The sequence below is a fragment of the Stutzerimonas sp. FeSN7 genome (assembly GCF_030263795.1).
Classification (GTDB): domain Bacteria; phylum Pseudomonadota; class Gammaproteobacteria; order Pseudomonadales; family Pseudomonadaceae; genus Stutzerimonas; species Stutzerimonas stutzeri.
In genome coordinates this window covers 1,901,112-1,918,652 of sequence record NZ_JARPMN010000001.1, presented here as the reverse complement: position 1 = coordinate 1,918,652, position 17,541 = coordinate 1,901,112, and the positions used below count along the sequence as shown (strand labels likewise).

Below are 17,541 nucleotides of genomic sequence, written 5' to 3'. Positions count from 1 at the left end.
GCCCGCCTCAGGCGCTGTCGCGCATCACCACTTCGAAGCCCACATCGATACAGCGCTCGGCAGGCTGCTGACCTCGCATCAGGCTCAGCAGCATCTGCGCCGCGAGTTCGCCGATCTCGCCACGCCGGGTGCGTACGGTACTCAGCGCCGGATGCATCCAGGCCGCCGCCGGCAGGTCGTTGAAGCCGGCGATCGCCAGCCGCCCCGGTACTTCGAGCCCCAGCTGATGGGCACGAAACAGCGCACCGAGGGCCAGGTCGTCGTTGTTGAAGAACACCGCGTCGATCTGCGGATGCTGCGCCAGCAGCCGATCCAGCAGCTCGGCACCCAGACCGATGGATGACAGCTGCGGCGTCAGCAGCTCCAGGGTCGGCTCATAACGCCCGGCCTCGCGCATTGCCTGGCGATAGCCTTCGGCGCGCTGCAGGGTGCGCGGGTCCAGCTGCGCCGCGGCGAACGCAACGTGACGATAGCCGCGCTCGAGCAGCGTGCGGGTCATCGCCGCGCCGGCCTGCAATTGCGAGAAGCCGACGCAATAGTTGTCCGCCTGATCGCTCAGCTCCATCAGCGTGACCCGTGGCGCCGTGTAGCTGGCCAGCACTGCCCGCGCCGCCTCGCTGCGCTCGAAACCGGTGAGCAGCAGTCCGGCCGGCTGATGGGCCAGGTACGCGCGCAGCAGGCGTTCATCCTCCTCGGGCCGATAGTGGCTGACGCCAATCATCATTTCGTAGCCCGCCGGCATCAGCACGCGCTGGATGGCCTCGACGGTATCGACGAACACCGCGTTGGACAGCGAGGGGATGATCACCGCCACCAGATTGGAGCGCGAACTGGCCAGGCTGCGCGCCGCGGGGTGCGGCACATAGCCAAGTGCCTTGACCGCCTGCTCGACACGCTCACGCAATGCATCGGAAACCAGCTCCGGTTGTGACAGCGCGCGGGATGCCGACATCAGCGAGCAGCCGGCGTTGCGTGCGACATCGGACAGGGTTACCCGCTCGGCGGAGCGGCGACGGCGTGTGGTCATGCGCAATCCATGGGTCGAAAGCGGCGGATTCTAGCAGCGGGCAGGTGCCGATCGGCTCCTAGCGCGCGGCCTTTTCGACTTCGGCCTGGACCTGGTCGAACAGCTCCTGGCCGACGGCGTCGATCACCGTCTGGATCGCCGGCTGCGCCTGTTCGCGCATGCGCTGGATCTCCTCCGGGCTGACCTCGTTGATCTGCATGCCGTGCTCCTTCAGCGCCGCCAGGGCCTGGCTCGCCTCGCGACGGGTGTCCTCGCGCTCGGCATCACGCGCCTTCTGGGCCGCCGCCATGATGATGCCCTGCTCGGTTTCCGAGAGCCCGTCCCACCAGCGCTTGGACGCCGTGACGATCCAGGGGCTGTAGACGTGATTGGTCACGCTGAGGAACTTCTGCACTTCATAGAACTTGGAGGACAGGATGGTGTTGTAGGGGTTTTCCTGGCCGTCCACCGCCTTGGTTTCCAGCGCAGTGAACAGCTCGGAGAACGGCAGCGGCACCGCATTGGCGCCCATGCGCTTGAAGGTGTCGATGAACACCGGATTGGGCATCACGCGCAGTTTGATGCCATTGAAGTCCTCGAACTTCTCGATTGGCCGCGCGCTGTTGGTCACGTTGCGAAAGCCATTCTCCCAGTAGACCAACCCGACCAGCCCCTTTTCCTCGAGCTTGTCCATGATCTGCCGACCCACCGGCCCGTCCAGTACCTGATCGGCCTGGCCAGGATCGGTGAAGAGAAACGGCGTGTCCCACACCGCCATTTCCTTGGTGATGCCAACCAGCGTCGCGGTCGAGCCGACCATCATTTCCTGTGCGCCGCCGATCAGCGCGTTCTGCATCTGGTCGTCCGAGCCGAGGCTGGCCGAACCAAAGGTACGCACTTTCAGCTTGCCGTCCGAAGCCTTGGCCACCTCTTCGGCGAGCAGTTTCACTGCCCTGCCCTGGTTGCTGTCTTCGTTGAGGCCGTAGCCGAAGCGGATCATGCGCGGGCGGATGTCGTCGGCGGCGTGGACCTGGCCGAGGCCGAGTGTGCTGCCGAGCAATGCGGCGGTCAGGGTGCTGATGATGAGTCGTTTCATGGAGCGGTACCTTTCTTGTTGTTGGGCTGTTGGGTGTGTCGTTGGAGTTGCACGACCGGCGTTACCGCAGCCAGGACAGGGGTACGGTGATGATCGAGGGCACGGCTATGAGCAGTCCGACGATCACCAGGTAGACGAGGAAGAACGGCATCACGCCCCGCACCAGGGTTTCCATGCGCAGCCGGCCGATGCCGCCGACCACGTTGAGCACGGTGCCTACCGGCGGGGTGATCAGCCCGATGGAACCGATCAGCACGAACATCACGCCGAAATACACCGGATCGATGCCGGCCTTGATCGCGATCGGCGCCAGCACCGGACCGAGGATCAGAATGGTCGGGGTCAGGTCCAGCACCATGCCGACAGCGATCATCAGCAGCATGATGGCGACCATCAGCAGCTTGGGATCCTGCGCCAGCGGACCGAGCATCGCCGCGATCTCGTCGGGCAGCTGGGCCAGGGTGATCATGTACGCCGATACCGTCGCCGCGGCGCAGAGAAACATCACCGACGCCGTGGTGCGGCTGGCACGCGTGAGCACCTCGACCAGCCCGGCCCAGGTCAGTTCGCGATACAGCAGGGTCGACACCGCCAGCGCGTAGACCGCGGCGACCACGGCGGCTTCGGTCGGGGTGAACAGCCCGCCGCGCAGGCCGCCGACGATGATCACCGGCAGCATCAGCGCCGCCGCCCCATCGACCAGCACGCGGCGGCGCACGGCACCGCTGGCCTTTTCCTGCTTCGGTTCGTCGATCCGCCGGGCGATCAGCGTCCAGGCGACGATCAGGCCCATGCCCATGATCAGCCCCGGCACCATGCCGGCGAGAAACAGCTGGCTGATCGACGTGCCGGTCACCACGCCGTAGATCACGAACGGCATCGACGGCGGAATGATCGGGGCGATGATCCCGCCCGCCGCCACCAGGCCCGACGACGAACTCAGCGGGTAGCCGCGCTCGCGCATCATCGGCAGTAGCAGCGTCGCCAGCGCGGCGGTATCGGCCAACGCCGAGCCGGACATGCTGGCCAGCAGCACCGAAGCGGCAATCGCCACGTAACCCAGGCCGCCACGCTTGTGGCCGAAATAGGCCTGCGCCATGGCGATGATGCGCCGTGAGATGCCGCCAGCATTCATCAGCTCGCCGGCCAGGATGAAGAACGGCACAGCCAGCAGCGGGAAGCTGTCAGCGCCAGCCTGCAGGTTCTGCGCGAGCAGTTGCACGTCCCAGAAATCCAGGTACCACATCAGCACCGAGCCGGTGAGCAGCAGTGCGAAGGCGATGGGCATGCCAAGCGTCATGAAGCCCAGCAACGAAGAGAGGAAGACGACGACGGTCATGAAAGGTCCTCGGTTGGGCAGTGCCCGTATTGTTCTGAATGCGGCATCGCTCAGTCCGCCGTGATGTTCGCGGTGGCTGCTGCCGCTGGCTGGTCGCGCCGCCAGACATTCACCAGCTGCACCAGCGCCAGTACAGCCATGGCAAGCATGCTCGCCGCTACCGGCAGCATTGCCAGGCCCAGCGGGTAACCGACCACCGGGCTGTTGATGGTCCAGCCGAACTGCATCTGGTTCCATCCGCCCCAGGCCGCCAGACAACTCGCGCCTGCCACCAGCAGCCAGCTCAGCGAGTCGACCAGCCGGCGCAGCAGATGAGGGAAACGGTCACGCAGCATGGCGAAGCTCATCAGCTCGCCGCGACGCATGCTCGAAGCGACGCCGACGAAAACCAGCCAGACGAATGCCAGCCGTGACAGTTCCTCGGCACCCGTCCAGCCGGTGCCAAAGGCGTAACGCAGCACCACGCTGGAAAACACCACGATGACCATAAAGGCCATCAGCGCGGCCATCAGCCAGTCGGTCAGGAGGTCGAAACGCTGCGCCAACGCGCCGCTGTAGATCGGCGCATTGGTCAGCGGCGGCGCCGTGGTAGCGCTATCAAACGGACGCGCGGAAAGATCGACGCGGGACTCGATCAGTTCATCCACATCGGCGCCGCGCATCCATTCGACGATTTGCAGCAACACCACGTCGCGGGGCTGACTGGCATCGACGGTCAACACGCCTGGCTCACCCTCGGGCGATTCGAGGGTGGCGAACTGGCTGTCGACCAGGGAGATCGGCATGAAGTGCCCCGGTCGCGCACCGACGCGCTGCACCGCGGTGTCGTAATCGATGGCCAGATGGGCGAAGCGCAATCCCGGGACGGCACTGCGCAAGAGCTCACGATAGCTGCGCTTGAGCGCCGAGCAGGCCAGGACGAAGCCACTGCCGCTATCGAGCGTGCGCTGCATCTCGCCGATCAGGGCGTGCAGCCATTGCACGCGGTCGGTATCGGACAACGGTGTACCGGCACGCATACGCGCGACGTTTTCCGCAGGGTGAAAGTTATCCGCCTCGATGTGCGGCAGGCCGAGCGCGTCGGCGACGGCGTGGCTGGTATCGGTCTTGCCCGAACCGCTGACGCCCATGACAACCAGGACCGGCAACGCGGTAGCCAGGGAAGGCTGCTTTGAAGGCATGAAGAAATCCGTCGTTGTTGTGCTTGTTTGGCCGGATGTTAGCGCTATCAAACATGCAGATAAAACTACCGCTCGTCGTGCTTGACCAGACCCCGTGCCGACAGCACAACGGCTGGACGATCGACAAGCGCGGCAAGGCGACTACAATCGCGCCCCTCAATGCATGAGGACAGCGACATGCCCAAAGCCATGGCCCGCCACATTCTGGTCAAGACCGAAGCCGAAGCCGCGCAACTGAAGAAGCGCCTGGCCAACGGCGAGGCGTTCGACGTGCTGGCCCGCAAGTATTCGACCTGCCCGTCCGGGAAGAAAGGCGGCGACCTCGGCGAAGTGCGCCCTGGGCAGATGGTGCGCAGCATCGATCAGGTGATCTTCAAGAAGCCGCTGCGTGAGGTGCATGGCCCGGTAAAGAGCCAGTTCGGCTATCACCTGGTGCAGGTGTTCTACCGCGACTGACTCAGATGCCCGTGGCCGAAGCGCTGCAGCTGCATCTCCCGCAGCCGGCTCAGCGTGCGGCGGAACGGGAACGCCAGATACCCCTCGGTATACAACTCGTCCAGAGCCACCTCGGCTTCGATATACAGCGGAATCCGCCGGTCGTAGCACTCGTCGACCAGGGCGATGAAGCGCCGCACCGCATCGTCCCGGGCGGCTAGCGTCGGCAGCTGGCGGTCTCCGGCGACCACTCGCGTCGCCGCATCCTCGGTGCCACGGGCGATGCGTCCTTCCCGCGGCGCGCCACCCAGACGCGGTACATCACTGATCAGTATGGCGGCGAAGCGATCGCACAGCTCGATGAAGTCCAGCGCCGAGAACGGCTGTTCGCAAAGGTCGGCGAAGCGACACCAGAGCACCGCTTGGTCATGGCGCACTACCGCCAGGGGGCGACGGCCCAGGGATAGCGGCTCGCCGCTGCCAGGGCCTCCGGCCAGGTTGGCGAACACGGCCGCCAGCGCCGAGGTAGCTCCGGGCGCGGCGACCCAGTAGCGCCGCTGCGCAGCACCCGGATGCAAGCGGTGGTCGGTGTCCCCGTCCACGCTCAGCACCTGCATGTGCCGAACGATGGCATCGATGGCCGGCAGAAAACGTTCGCGATTGAAGCCATCGGCGTACAGCTGCTCCGGTGGCTGGTTGGAGGTGGCGACGACGACCACGCCGTGCTCGAAGAGCACCTGGAACAGCCGACCGAGGATGATCGCGTCGCCGATGTCACCGACGAACAACTCGTCGAAGCACAGCACGCGAATTTCCTCCGAAAGCGCTTTCGCCAGCGCCTGCAACGGATCAGCCGTGCCATTGAGCTGGTACAGCCGAACATGTACCCAGCGCATGAAGTGGTGAAAGTGCTGGCGGCGCGCAGGCACGGGAACGCAAGCGTGGAAGATGTCCATAAGCCAGGTCTTGCCACGGCCGACCGGGCCCCACAGGTAGACCCCGGACGGCGCGCCGTCAGCGCAACGCAACGCCTGGTGGCAGGCCTCGAGCAGTTGCGCGGCGTGCTGCTGCGCGGGATCCGGTACGAAGCCACCCTGCGCAAGGGCCTGCTGGTAACGTTGCAGCGGTGAATCGTCGTGCATGGTCATCGGCGCAAAGCGCTCATGGTAACGGCCCTCGCTCAGGCATGCTCGGCCTGCAGCAATCGCGCGGCCTGCTCGCCGAGTGCATCGAGCAGCATTGCCTGCGCCGGCAGCGGCTGCTCGTGCACCCGGGTGAGGGCATAGAGCGGCACGCTGATGGCGGGCTCTAGCAAACGCGTCTGCACCTCGCCGCCATCGGTCGCCAGCGCGGTGAATGGATCGACCAGGGCCACGCCCTGCCCCGCCGATACCAGCTGGCGCGCCAGCTGATAGGTCTGCACCCAGGTGACCACGCGCGGCGGTGGGTCGAGCTCTTCGAGATGCCCCCGCAGCAGGCTGCCAAGGGCATCGCGGGTATCCAGGCCGATCAGCGCCCGGCCCGCCAGCGCCTGCAACCGGACTGGCGTGTCCAGCTCCTCTTGCGCCCAGTACCCGGGCGGCGCAATCACCCGCATGCGTCCTTCGGTGAGCATGCGGCTGCACAGTCCGGGGTGTTCCACTGCCTGCAGCGTCAGGCCGAGGTCCGCCTCGCGTAGCAGCAAGGCCTCGACGATCTCCGCGGTGTGCTGAGTGGCGAGCTGGCAGGCGGTGTGCGGAAAACGCTCGCGCCAGCGCTGCAAGGCCATTGGCAGCAGCGCCTGGGCCAGTGCCGGGGTACAAATCAGACGCAGGGCTCGGGCGTCGCCTCGCCCGAGATTGTCCGCCAGGCGGCGCAGGTTCTGCAGGTCGATGGCGAGGCGCTCGGTCTGCTGCTGCAGCAGTCGCGCCTCGGCGGTGGGCTGCAGTTTGCCGCGCACCCGATCGAACAGGGCGAAGCCCAGCTGCTGCTCGGCATGCTTGAGAATCTTGCTCGCCGCCGGCTGGGAGATATGCAGCAGCTCGGCCGCGGCAGTGAGGCTGCCGGTTTGCAGAATCGCCTGGAACAGTTCGATATGACGCAGACGCATGTGCGGCCCTCCTCCAGCCCCGAGCATAACCGCAGGTTATGGCTGGCCTCCATCCTTTCATTGGCCGCCTCGCTGGCTGGCGCCTAGGCTGCGCTGATCGAATACGAGGAGCAGTGCATGCGTGTTGCAGTCGTCGGCGGCGGCGTCATCGGGCTGGCCACCGCTTATTCTCTGGTGCGCCAAGGGCACTCGGTCGAGCTGATCGAACGGCGTGACGACGTGGGTCTGGAAACCAGCTTCGCGAACGGCGGCCAGCTGAGCTATCGCTACGTCTCGCCCCTGGCCGATGCCGGCGTGCCGCTGCAGGCACTGGGCTGGATGCTGCGCGGGCAGACGGCGCCCCTGCGCTTCAGTCCGCGGGCGAGCCTGCGGCAATGGCGCTGGTGCCTGCGCTTCCTGGCGGCCTGCCGGCGCTCGGTCAACCGCCGCAACGCCGCTCATCTGCTGCGCCTGGCCCTGCACAGCCAACAGGTTCTGCGCAGCTGGCGCGAGGAGGACCGATTGGACGGCTTCGCCTGGCGCGCCAACGGCAAGCTGGTGATCTACCGTGATCGGGCAAGCCTCGCCAAAGGCGCTGCGGCGCTGGATGAGCGGTCCGGTCAACGGCTGCTGGATGCGGCTCAATGTGTGGAGATCGAACCTGCACTGGCGCCACTGAGCGCCGCATTGCAGGGCGGCATCTACTCGCCAGGTGACGAGGTCGCCGATTGCCAACGGTTCTGCCACCAGCTGCTGCAGCGGCTGCGGTCCTCGCCAGCGTTCCGCCTGCATACCGGGCAGGCGGTGGACGCGCTGCCCAGCAACGGTCGCCGCGTGCGTGCCGTGCGTATCGGCCGGGAGGAGATCACTGTCGATCATGTGGTGATCGCCGCCGGAACATCCAGTGTCGGGCTGCTGCGGCCCCTGGGCATCGATCTGCCGATCTATCCGCTCAAGGGCTACAGCCTGACCCTGCCGCTGGGCGAACGGAGCAAGGTGCCGCAGACCAACGTCACCGATTACGACAACAAGGTCGTCTATGCCCGCCTGGACGATCAGCTGCGCGTCGCGGCAATGGTGGATATCGGCGGCTGGGACAGCGCACTCGACCACAAACGCATCGCGACGCTGCAGCGCCTGGCTGGCGCGACCTTCCCCGACGCGGGGGACTACCGGCACGCCCGCCAATGGGCAGGTCTGCGCCCGGCCACACCGGAGGGCACGCCGCTCATCGGCCGCAGCGGCATCGATAATCTCTGGCTCAACGTCGGCCATGGCAGCCTGGGCTTCACGCTCGCCTGCGGCAGCGCCGACCTGCTCGCCAGCGAAATCGGCGGTTCGCCGCCAGCGGTTTCGCTGCAGGGGCTGAGCCTAACCTGCTGATCTCACAGCCGTACCGTTCCGACTAAACCAACAAGAGGGAACCACGATGAACCACCAGATCCGTATCGGCCTGTTCGGCATCACCCTGGCAGGCGCGCTGGCGATGACGAGCCCAGGCGCGCTCGCCCAGGAGCGTTTCGTCACCATCGGCACCGGCGGCCAGACCGGCGTGTACTACACCGCCGGTCAGTCGGTGTGCCGCTTCCTCAATCGCGCCGAGGTGAAGCCGGCCATCAAGTGCAACGCACCCTCCACCGCTGGGAGCGTGACCAACATCGTGGCGTTGCAGAAAGGTGAGTACGATTTCGGTTTCATCCAGTCCGACCATCAGCACAAGGCCTTGCAAGGCCTGGCTCCGTTCGACCGCGACGGTGCCGTCGACGAGCTACGCGCGGTGTTCTCGCTGCAATCGGAAATTCTCACCGTGGTGGTGCGCGAGGACAGCGGCATCCGTGATCTGGATGGCCTGGAAGGCAAACGCGTGAACATCGGCGTGCCCGGCTCCGGCAGCCGCGATACCTTCGAGGAAGTCATGAAGGCCAAAGGCTGGAGCAATGCCAGCTTCGCCCTGGCCGCCGAACTCAAACCCGCGGAGATGGCCTCGGCACTGGGCGACAACAACCTGGATGCCATCACCTATGTGGTGGGCCATCCCAGTGGTGCGATCCAGGAGGCACTGACGAACGTGAAGGCGCGGATCATCCCGGTCCAGGGCGAGGCGATCGACGCCCTGCTCGCCAAGGCCGACTACTACAGCGCGGCGCCGATCCCCGGCGGGCTCTATCCGGGCGTCGATGACGCGGTCCCTTCGATCGGCGGCAAGGCGGTTCTGGCCACCACCAGCAAGACCGACCCCGAAGTCGTCTACCAGCTGGTCAAGTCGGTGTTCGACAACCTCGAACGATTCAAGCGCCTGCATCCGGCCTTCGCCGAGCTTCAAGCCGAGGACATGATCCGCGTCGGCCTGACCGCGCCCCTGCACGAGGGCGCGGAACGTTACTACCGGGAAAAAGGCTGGCTGTGACGCAGCCGACCGCCGTCAGAGCGCCAGGGACAGGCTCAGGCTGAGGTTGCGCGGATCGCCCGGCATCACCCAAACGTTGCTGTACGAGCGCTCGTAGTAGGTACGGTCGAAGGCGTTGTTCAGGTTCACTCCCAGCATCAGGTTCTGCGTGGCCTGGTAGCGCGCGAGCAGATCGACCGTGGTGTAGGACGGCAGTTCGAAGTCGCTGTGGGCCTGCCCTGCCCGATCGCCCACATAGTTCAGCGCACCGCCCAGGGAAAGACCGCGCAGATCGCCATCCTGGAACTCGTAGGTGGTCAGCAGGCTGCCGCTGTGGCGCGGCACGTTGAGCAGGCGACTGCCGCGCGCCAGGGTGTTGTCGCGGGTCACTTCCGCATCCACGTAGGCGTAGGCGCCGATCACTCGAATGGCGTCGGTGAGCTGGCCGGCGAGCTGCAGATCCACACCACGGCTGCGAACTTCGCCCGCAGCGATCTGGAAGCCATCGTTGGCCGGATCGCTGGTCAGCACATTCTCCTTGGTCAGGTGGAATGCCGCGGCGGTCAGGCCCAGACGGCCATCGAACAGGTCGAGTTTGACGCCCGCCTCGTAGCCCATGCCCTCTTCCGGATCGAAGGTCGCGCCACTGGCAGCGGCTCCGTTGTTCGGTTTGAACGACTGCGAAGCGTTGGCGAACAAGCCGACCTCCGGCAACAGCTGGTAGAGCACGCCGACCCGAGGCGTGATCTTTTCGTGCGTCTGCTCGGCTCGCCGGCCGCTCACCTCGTTGTCCAGGCGCTGTTCGTAATGGTCGTAACGGGCCCCCACCACGCCGAACAGCTTGTCGGTCAGACGCATCTGGTCCTGCAGATTCAGTGCGCGGTTGTGCACCAACTCGTTGCGATCGACCGTGCGGGCCGGATTGAACGCCGGTCGCGGTGAGCCATAGACGGGGTTGTAGAGGTCGATACTGCGCAGGTTGTCGGAACGCAGCATGAATTCGCTCAAGGCATAGCGTTCGTACTCGGTGCCGATCAGCAGCTGATGTTCGATCGAACCGGTGTCCACCCGGCCGTGCAGTTCCAGTTGGGTGATCGCGTCCTGCCAGTCATAGTCGCGATAGCGCAGGTTCCGCGACAGCGTTCGGCCGTCTGCTGCGACCGCCGCTGCTTCGGTGGCATAACCGTCCATGCGCCCCTGCTTGTAGTGACTGGCCAGGCGCAGTGTCCAGACCTCGTTGAGGTCGTGTTCGAGTTCGGCCTGCAGCGTTTCGTTGTCGTTGCTGATCGGACCATCGGAGGGTTCGCCATAGAAGGCCGAGCGGGACACCCGGCCCAGGTTGCCGCCGGGTGCGACCACGCCGCGATCGAAGGTCTGCCGATTGCGCACCACCTCAGCCTGCACCAGCAACCGCGTATCGGGGCTCAGCTCCCAGCTGAAGGACGGCGCCACGAACTGCCGTTCGGATTCGCGATGGTCGCGGAAACTCTTGTTGTCTTCGACGGCGATGTTCATGCGGTACAGCATGTTGCCGTCTTCATCCAGCGGCGTGTTCACGTCCAACGCGCTGCGGTAGCGATCCCAACGCCCGGCGCTCAGGTCGAGACGGGCGAAGCTATCCAGCTGCGGCCGCTTGCTGACGATGTTGATGGTGCCGCCCGGATCGCCACGGCCGTACAGGCTGGCGGATGGTCCCTTGAGAACCTCGACACGTTCGATGCTCGCCGCGTCCGGCGGGTTCATGTAGCCCCGGTTGACGCTGAAGCCATCCTTGTAGAACTCGCTGGTGGTCAACCCGCGGACGCTGTACTCGTACATCGTCAGGCCGCCAAAGTCGTTCTGCCGTGCAACGCCCCCGGCGAAGTCCAACGCCCTTTCCACTCGCGGGCTGTCCAGATCGTCCAGCACCGAGGCCGGGACGACGCTGATCGACTGCGGTATTTCCTCGATGGGCGTATCGGTCCTGGTGGCACTGCGCGTTCGCTTGGCGCGATAACCCTGCACCGGACCGTCGGCACGTTCCTGATCGGCAGTGATGACGACCGAATCCAGCACCGCCGCCTCCTGCGCGCCCGCCAGCGGCGCACCCGCCAGCATCAATGCCGCTCCGGCACCCACCCACTTCAATACCGCGACTTTCTCACTCATGCCTAATGCTCAAAGGTAACGACGTTATATCGTAACAATGCTGTCCGTTTGGCTTGGCGCTGTCAATGGAACGATTCGCATCTGCTTCGCCGCGAAAGGCCAATGCCTCGATCGCTGCGTGCGGCCCTGCTTACTCCGATGGCGTAGCTATGCGACAATGAGCGCCTTTCGCTCGGCCGCAATCCCCGCATTCGTTCTGACAGCCGGCCTCCGTCGCTGTCGTACTCCTCAACACTGCAGGATCACCAGCTCCTTCGCTGCGAGCTGGAGCGCCGAGTATTGCTGCCGGATCGGCGATGCACGCCGCCACATACATTGATAGGTAAGTCCTTGATCTCCACCGCCAACATCACCATGCAGTTCGGTGCCAAGCCGCTGTTCGAAAACGTCTCCGTCAAATTCGGCGGCGGCAACCGCTACGGTCTCATCGGCGCCAACGGCTGCGGCAAGTCGACCTTCATGAAGATCCTCGGTGGAGAACTGGAGCCATCGGCCGGCCAGGTGATGCTCGAGCCCAACGTGCGTCTGGGCAAGCTGCGCCAGGATCAGTTCGCCTATGAAGATTTCAGCGTGATCGACACGGTGATCATGGGCCACACCGAGCTGTGGAAGGTGAAGGCCGAGCGCGACCGCATCTACTCGCTGCCGGAAATGAGCGAAGAAGACGGCATGGCTGTCGCCGAGCTGGAGGTGCAATTCGCCGAGTTCGACGGCTACACCGCGGAATCGCGCGCCGGCGAGCTGCTGCTCGGCCTCGGCATCCCGCTCGATCAGCATTTCGGCCCGATGAGTGCCGTGGCGCCCGGCTGGAAGCTGCGCGTACTGCTGGCCCAGGCGCTGTTCTCCGACCCGGAAGTGCTGCTACTGGACGAACCGACCAACCACCTGGACATCAACACCATCCGCTGGCTGGAATCGATTCTCACGGCGCGCAACAGCACCATGATCATCATTTCCCACGACCGCCACTTCCTCAACAGCGTCTGCACCCACATGGCCGACCTGGATTATGGCGAGCTGCGGCTGTTCCCGGGCAACTACGACGAATACATGACCGCCGCGACCCAGGCTCGTGAACGCCTGCTGTCGGACAACGCCAAGAAGAAGGCGCAGATCGCCGAACTGCAGACCTTCGTCAGCCGCTTCTCGGCCAACGCCTCCAAGGCCAAGCAGGCCACCAGCCGCGCCAAGCTGATCGACAAGATCCAGCTCGATGAAGTGAAGCCGTCCAGTCGCGTCAGCCCGTTCATCCGTTTCGAGCAGTACAAGAAGCTGCATCGCCAGGCGGTCACGCTGGAGCGCGTCAGCCAGGGCTATGACGGCACGCCGCTGTTCCGGAACCTGAATCTGCAGGTCGAAGCCGGCGAGCGCGTGGCCATCATCGGTCCGAACGGCATCGGCAAGACCACCCTGCTGCGCACTCTGGTCGGTGAATTGCCACCCATGTCCGGTGAAGTGAAATGGACCGAAAGTGCCGACGTGGGCTATTTCGCCCAGGACCACGCCGAGGACTTCGAGGACGACGTCACCCTCTTCGACTGGATGGGCCAGTGGACCCAGGGCGGCGAACAGCTGGTACGCGGCACCCTTGGCCGCATGCTGTTCTCCAACGACGAGATCAACAAATCGGTCAAGGTCATTTCCGGTGGTGAACAGGGCCGCATGCTGTTCGGCAAGCTGATCCTGAAGAAGCCCAACGTGCTGGTGATGGACGAACCGACCAACCACCTGGACATGGAATCCATCGAGGCGCTGAACCTGGCGCTGGAGAACTATCCGGGCACGCTGATCTTCGTCAGCCATGACCGCGAATTCGTCAGCTCCCTGGCCACACGCATCATCGAACTGTCGGAGAACGGCGTCACCGATTTCAGCGGCAGCTACGACGACTACCTGCGCAGCCAGGGCGTACAGGTCTGACCGTCGAATCGGCCCCCAATAAAAAGCCCCGCACTAGCGGGGCTTTTCATTTCTTTGACGCTCTAGCCGACGGCCGTGCTCCAGTCGATCATGCCCAGCTGCCAGGTCGCCAGGATCAGCAACCCGAAACCGATCCGGTACCAGGCAAACGCGGCATAGCTGTGGTTGCCGATGAATTTCAGCAGTGCCCGCACGGCCAGCATGGCGAAGATGAACGAAGTGACGAAGCCGATGGCGAACACGGCAAAGTCACCCGGCTGGAACAGATCGCGGTACTTGTAGCCGGAGTAGACCGCAGCACCGACCATGGTGGGCATTGCCAGAAAGAACGAGAACTCGGTGGCGGCCTTGCGCGACAGGCCGAACAGCAGCCCGCCGATGATGGTCGAGCCCGACCGCGAGGTGCCCGGCACCAGCGCCAGACACTGAGCGAAACCGACCTTCAAGGCCAGCGTCCAGGTCATGTCATCGACTGTCTCGGCGCGGATCGCGTGATCACGACGCTCGGCCCAGAGCATGACGATGCCGCCGATGACCAGCGCGGCGGCCACGGTGATCGGGTTGAACAGGTATTCGTGAATCAGATCGGCAAAGGCCACGCCGAGCACCACGGCCGGCATGAAGGCAATCAGCAGGTTGACGGTGAACTTCTGTGCCTGACGCTCCTTGGGCAGGCCGACCACCACGTCGATGATCTTGCGCCGATATTCCCAGATCACCGCGAGGATCGCGCCCAGCTGGATGATGATATTGAAGGCCAGCGCGCGTTCGCCGCCGAAGCCGATCAGATCCGCCACGATGATCTGGTGACCGGTGCTGGAGACCGGAAGAAATTCGGTAATCCCCTCGACGACACCCAAGATCAGCGCCTGAATCGCAACCCAAAGATCCATCTATTCCCCTACAGCGATGCAGTCCATCGCGACTCAATGCAACCAAGGTATATGTCAGAAAGCCATCTGGCCGGCTGTTCTGACTCGTCCGGGAGAATTAAATTCCTCGACGGACGACAAAAGGGGGCTCATTTTTAGCCACGCGCGGCCGAAAAGCTACTCAGAGTGCCGCGGCACGACCGCTATGAGAGGTCGGAGCGATGCGCTAGCACCGACCCGTCAGATACAACGATAAGAAAGAAACCTCAGGAGCCTATTCATGAATCTGCTGCGCAATGTCCCCATCAGCAAGCGCCTCTGGCTGATCCCCGTGGTCGCCGTGGTCATGCTGTTCATTCTCGGCATGCTGATGATTCAGCAAGTCCGCTCCGACCTGTACCGCGGCAAGCAGGAAGCGACCCGCAACGTCGTGGAAGCAGCCGCCGGTGTGTTCGAGCACTACCACAAGCTCGAAACCAGCGGAGCCATGACCACGGCCGACGCTCAGCAGGCCGCCATCGAGCAGATTCGCCTGCTCCGCTACGACGGCCAGGACTACTTCTGGATCAACGATCTCGGCCCGAAGATGATCATGCATCCGATGCAGCCGAAGCTCGACGGTCAGGATCTGTCGAAGATCAAGGACCCGGAAGGCAAGGAGCTGTTCAACGAGATGGTCGCCATTGCCCGGCGTGACGGCGCCGGACTGGTGGACTACATGTGGGCCAAGCCCGGTGAAGAGAACCCGGTTCCGAAGATCTCCTACGTGCAGCTGTTCAAACCCTGGGGCTGGATCATCGGTTCCGGCATCTATGTGGACGACGTCGAGCAGGAATTCTGGAACTACCTGACGCGCTTCTCGCTGATCGGCCTGCTGATCTCGGCAATCATGGCGGTTCTGGTCGCCATCCTGATTCGCAGCATCGTCCGACCGCTGCGCCATACCATGGCGGCCATGGCCAATATTGCCAGCGGCGAAGCCGACCTGACCCGCACGCTGGACGTCTCCGGCAACGATGAGCTGACCACCCTGGGGCGCGACTTCAATCGCTTCACCCAGAAGCTGCGCACCGTCGTCGGCCAGCTGTTCGAGACTTCCGGCGCGCTGGACCAGTCGTCACGCGCGCTGAGTGAACTGTCCAGCCAGGCCCATGAGCAAAGTCAGCAGCAGATGCTGCAGATGGAACAGGTCGCCACCGCGGTCAACGAAGTCACTTACGCGGTGCAGGAAGTGGCGAAGAATGCCGAACACGCGTCCACCGAAGTGGGCAGCGCGGAAAACCAGGCTGGCCAGGGACAACGCAACATCGAAACGAGCCTGCAGCAGATCGACGCGCTGTCGGCAACCATCGGCCAGGCGGTGGATGTGATCCAGTCGCTGGCCGACGAAACCACCAAGATCGGTTCGGTGCTCGAGGTGATCGGCTCTATCGCCGAGCAGACCAACCTGCTCGCACTCAACGCCGCGATCGAGGCTGCCCGTGCCGGCGAACAAGGCCGTGGCTTCGCCGTGGTGGCCGACGAGGTCCGCCTGCTGGCACAGCGCACCCAGCAGTCGACTGCCGAGATTCACAGCATGATCGAACGCCTGCAGAAGAACTCCGGCGCCGCGGTGAACGTCATCATGGAAAGCAATCGCGCCTCCCAGCTCACCGTCGAGCAGGCCAGTCAGGCCGGCGAAAGTCTCGGTGAGATCGCCCAGGCGCTGCGCAACCTTTCCGGCCTGAACGCCTCCATTGCCAGCGCAACGCTGCAGCAGTCCCACGTGGTGGAAGACATCAACCAGAACGTGACCCAGGCCGCCGGACTCGCGCAGGAAAGCACCTTGGCCGCCGAGCAGTCCAGCGAAGCCGGCAAGCGACTCGGCGAACTCGCCGGTCAGCTGAATCGCCTGCTGAGCCAGTTCCGCGTCTGACCGCCTCTGCGGCTCGCCCAGCGTGGGCGAGCCGCACGGCACCATCCTCTGGCACACCCCCTCCTCTCGGCACCATGGTGAGGCCGAAACACACCAACTGAACGACCGCGCCATTCGCGACAGGTTGTCGCAGCCGGATTTTTCCGTGACCTGGCGAAAACAACCGCATTCGTTCTGCCGAAAATGGTTTTTCCCGTATTTACAGCGACTTAAGTCCGCTTACCGAACGACTGCCGGAGAACCGCCAGCCTTATACCTTTGGCTAATTGCAAAGGCCTTCAAATTTTTTCGAACTCGCATGTGACTCGCCAGTCCTCTGGGTACATCAACTGCAATGTAAGGCCAACGCCAACGAGCTTGGCTGCAGGTATTTTGGGTATCACACAGAGAGACATGCCCCATGCACACCCCGCTGCGTATCAACGAAGCCCTTTTGATCACCGACCGTGCGTTCAAGCCTTTCCAGTGCGTCGCCTGGACGCTGCCCGAAGGTAACGGTGAAGTCAGCATCACCGTCGTCGATCGCGACGAAGCCCGACTGCTCGGCCGCTGCAAGATGTCCAGCAGCGTATTCACCGACCCGGTGAAACTGGGCGAAACCCTGGAAAAGACCCGCGCGCAGCTGAGCCGCGACGGTGCTCATTTCTCGCCCTGGCACATGCCTGAATAACGATGGGCGGCACGAATCAAGGCCTGCAGCCAACGCTCCAGGCCTTTTTTCATGCCCAGCGCTTGGCGGCACGCACCGTTCGCGACTGACCCATTCGCCCGTTTGGCGGTCTCAACACCAACGAGCGAAACAGGAGAAAACCATGAAAGGTGCAGAAGCGTACGTGAACGATCAGTGGCAGAGCTGCGGGCTCGCCGACCTGCCTCAGGGCTCCGGCGCCCAAGCGGTCAAGCTGCACTTCATTGTCCCGCGCGACGTCCAGATGCCCGGGCTGATCGATCACATCAGCGAGATCGCTCAGCGCCATCTGAGCGAGGCCTACGAAGGGCGCAAGGTCACACGCAAGCCCGCCGTCGGTTCGGTGGTCGGAGATGGCAGTGGCGATGGCATCGATCTGGAATTCGAGGTAGCACCGGCGGAGTGACTGCGGCCTGCATTCGTCGACGCTGACGTTTCAGAAGAGGTCGAATGCAATGCCTGCCGGCCATGCGCCGGCTTCTCGGAA

Annotated in this window: 15 protein-coding genes; 7 read left to right on the top strand and 8 right to left on the bottom strand. The window is 64.2% G+C overall.

Annotation, left to right across the window (positions count from 1 at the left end; all coding sequences use genetic code 11):
• Window positions 1-7: 7 nt before the first annotated feature.
• The 4 genes from gntR to P5703_RS08950 form a co-directional block, all read right to left on the bottom strand.
• Window positions 8-1,027, bottom strand: coding sequence for an HTH-type transcriptional regulator GntR (gntR, locus tag P5703_RS08965; protein WP_041755498.1), 1,020 nt, complete (start codon window positions 1,025-1,027; stop codon window positions 8-10).
• Window positions 1,028-1,085: 58 nt separating this feature from the next.
• Entirely contained in the window at window positions 1,086-2,102 is a 1,017-nt protein-coding gene (locus tag P5703_RS08960; protein ID WP_049339840.1) for a TRAP transporter substrate-binding protein, read from the bottom strand.
• A gap of 61 nt (window positions 2,103-2,163) precedes the next feature.
• Complete coding sequence (locus P5703_RS08955) at window positions 2,164-3,441, bottom strand: TRAP transporter large permease (RefSeq protein ID WP_285586188.1); 1,278 nt, start codon at window positions 3,439-3,441, stop codon at window positions 2,164-2,166.
• A 50-nt stretch (window positions 3,442-3,491) separates the two neighbouring features.
• Window positions 3,492-4,571 (bottom strand): gluconokinase, GntK/IdnK-type, encoded by a 1,080-nt coding sequence (locus P5703_RS08950; RefSeq protein ID WP_419585772.1) that lies wholly within the window; start codon window positions 4,569-4,571, stop codon window positions 3,492-3,494.
• Between the two features lie 228 nt (window positions 4,572-4,799).
• On the opposite strand from P5703_RS08950, the gene P5703_RS08945 reads away from it, so the two are divergent.
• Window positions 4,800-5,078: a peptidylprolyl isomerase gene (locus P5703_RS08945; protein WP_011913333.1), complete on the top strand. Its 279-nt coding sequence runs from the start codon at window positions 4,800-4,802 to the stop codon at window positions 5,076-5,078.
• Here P5703_RS08945 and zapE read toward each other — a convergent pair.
• Complete coding sequence (zapE, locus tag P5703_RS08940; RefSeq protein WP_170915858.1) at window positions 5,066-6,205, bottom strand: cell division protein ZapE; 1,140 nt, start codon at window positions 6,203-6,205, stop codon at window positions 5,066-5,068. The two genes, P5703_RS08945 and zapE, sit on opposite strands and share 13 nt — an antisense overlap.
• Before the next feature lie 32 nt (window positions 6,206-6,237).
• Window positions 6,238-7,146, bottom strand: coding sequence for a LysR family transcriptional regulator (locus tag P5703_RS08935; protein WP_125882153.1), 909 nt, complete (start codon window positions 7,144-7,146; stop codon window positions 6,238-6,240).
• A 117-nt stretch (window positions 7,147-7,263) separates the two neighbouring features.
• Here P5703_RS08935 and P5703_RS08930 point away from each other — a divergent pair, with 117 nt between their 5' ends.
• On the top strand, window positions 7,264-8,508 hold the full coding sequence (locus tag P5703_RS08930) for a D-amino acid dehydrogenase (protein WP_014596762.1): 1,245 nt from the start codon (window positions 7,264-7,266) through the stop codon (window positions 8,506-8,508).
• 46 nt (window positions 8,509-8,554) lie between these two features.
• Window positions 8,555-9,532, top strand: coding sequence for a TAXI family TRAP transporter solute-binding subunit (locus P5703_RS08925; protein WP_061373638.1), 978 nt, complete (start codon window positions 8,555-8,557; stop codon window positions 9,530-9,532).
• 15 nt (window positions 9,533-9,547) lie between these two features.
• Here P5703_RS08925 and P5703_RS08920 read toward each other — a convergent pair whose 3' ends face one another.
• Window positions 9,548-11,659: a TonB-dependent siderophore receptor gene (locus P5703_RS08920; protein WP_125886082.1), complete on the bottom strand. Its 2,112-nt coding sequence runs from the start codon at window positions 11,657-11,659 to the stop codon at window positions 9,548-9,550.
• Between the two features lie 330 nt (window positions 11,660-11,989).
• Here P5703_RS08920 and P5703_RS08915 point away from each other — a divergent pair, with 330 nt between their 5' ends.
• On the top strand, window positions 11,990-13,579 hold the full coding sequence (locus tag P5703_RS08915; protein WP_017244570.1) for an ABC-F family ATPase: 1,590 nt from the start codon (window positions 11,990-11,992) through the stop codon (window positions 13,577-13,579).
• Window positions 13,580-13,641: 62 nt separating this feature from the next.
• Here the strand turns inward: P5703_RS08915 and P5703_RS08910 are convergent, their stop codons facing one another.
• Window positions 13,642-14,472: an undecaprenyl-diphosphate phosphatase gene (locus tag P5703_RS08910; RefSeq protein WP_013982872.1), complete on the bottom strand. Its 831-nt coding sequence runs from the start codon at window positions 14,470-14,472 to the stop codon at window positions 13,642-13,644.
• A 259-nt stretch (window positions 14,473-14,731) separates the two neighbouring features.
• Between P5703_RS08910 and P5703_RS08905 the strand changes: the two genes are divergently transcribed.
• The 3 genes from P5703_RS08905 (at window position 14,732) to P5703_RS08895 (ending at window position 17,460) form a co-directional block, all read left to right on the top strand.
• On the top strand, window positions 14,732-16,366 hold the full coding sequence (locus P5703_RS08905) for a methyl-accepting chemotaxis protein (RefSeq protein ID WP_014596765.1): 1,635 nt from the start codon (window positions 14,732-14,734) through the stop codon (window positions 16,364-16,366).
• A gap of 400 nt (window positions 16,367-16,766) precedes the next feature.
• On the top strand, window positions 16,767-17,036 hold the full coding sequence (locus P5703_RS08900; protein ID WP_011913340.1) for a hypothetical protein: 270 nt from the start codon (window positions 16,767-16,769) through the stop codon (window positions 17,034-17,036).
• Between the two features lie 142 nt (window positions 17,037-17,178).
• Window positions 17,179-17,460, top strand: a complete 282-nt coding sequence (locus P5703_RS08895) for a hypothetical protein (RefSeq protein ID WP_017246110.1) — start codon at window positions 17,179-17,181, stop codon at window positions 17,458-17,460.
• Window positions 17,461-17,541 lie beyond the last annotated feature (81 nt).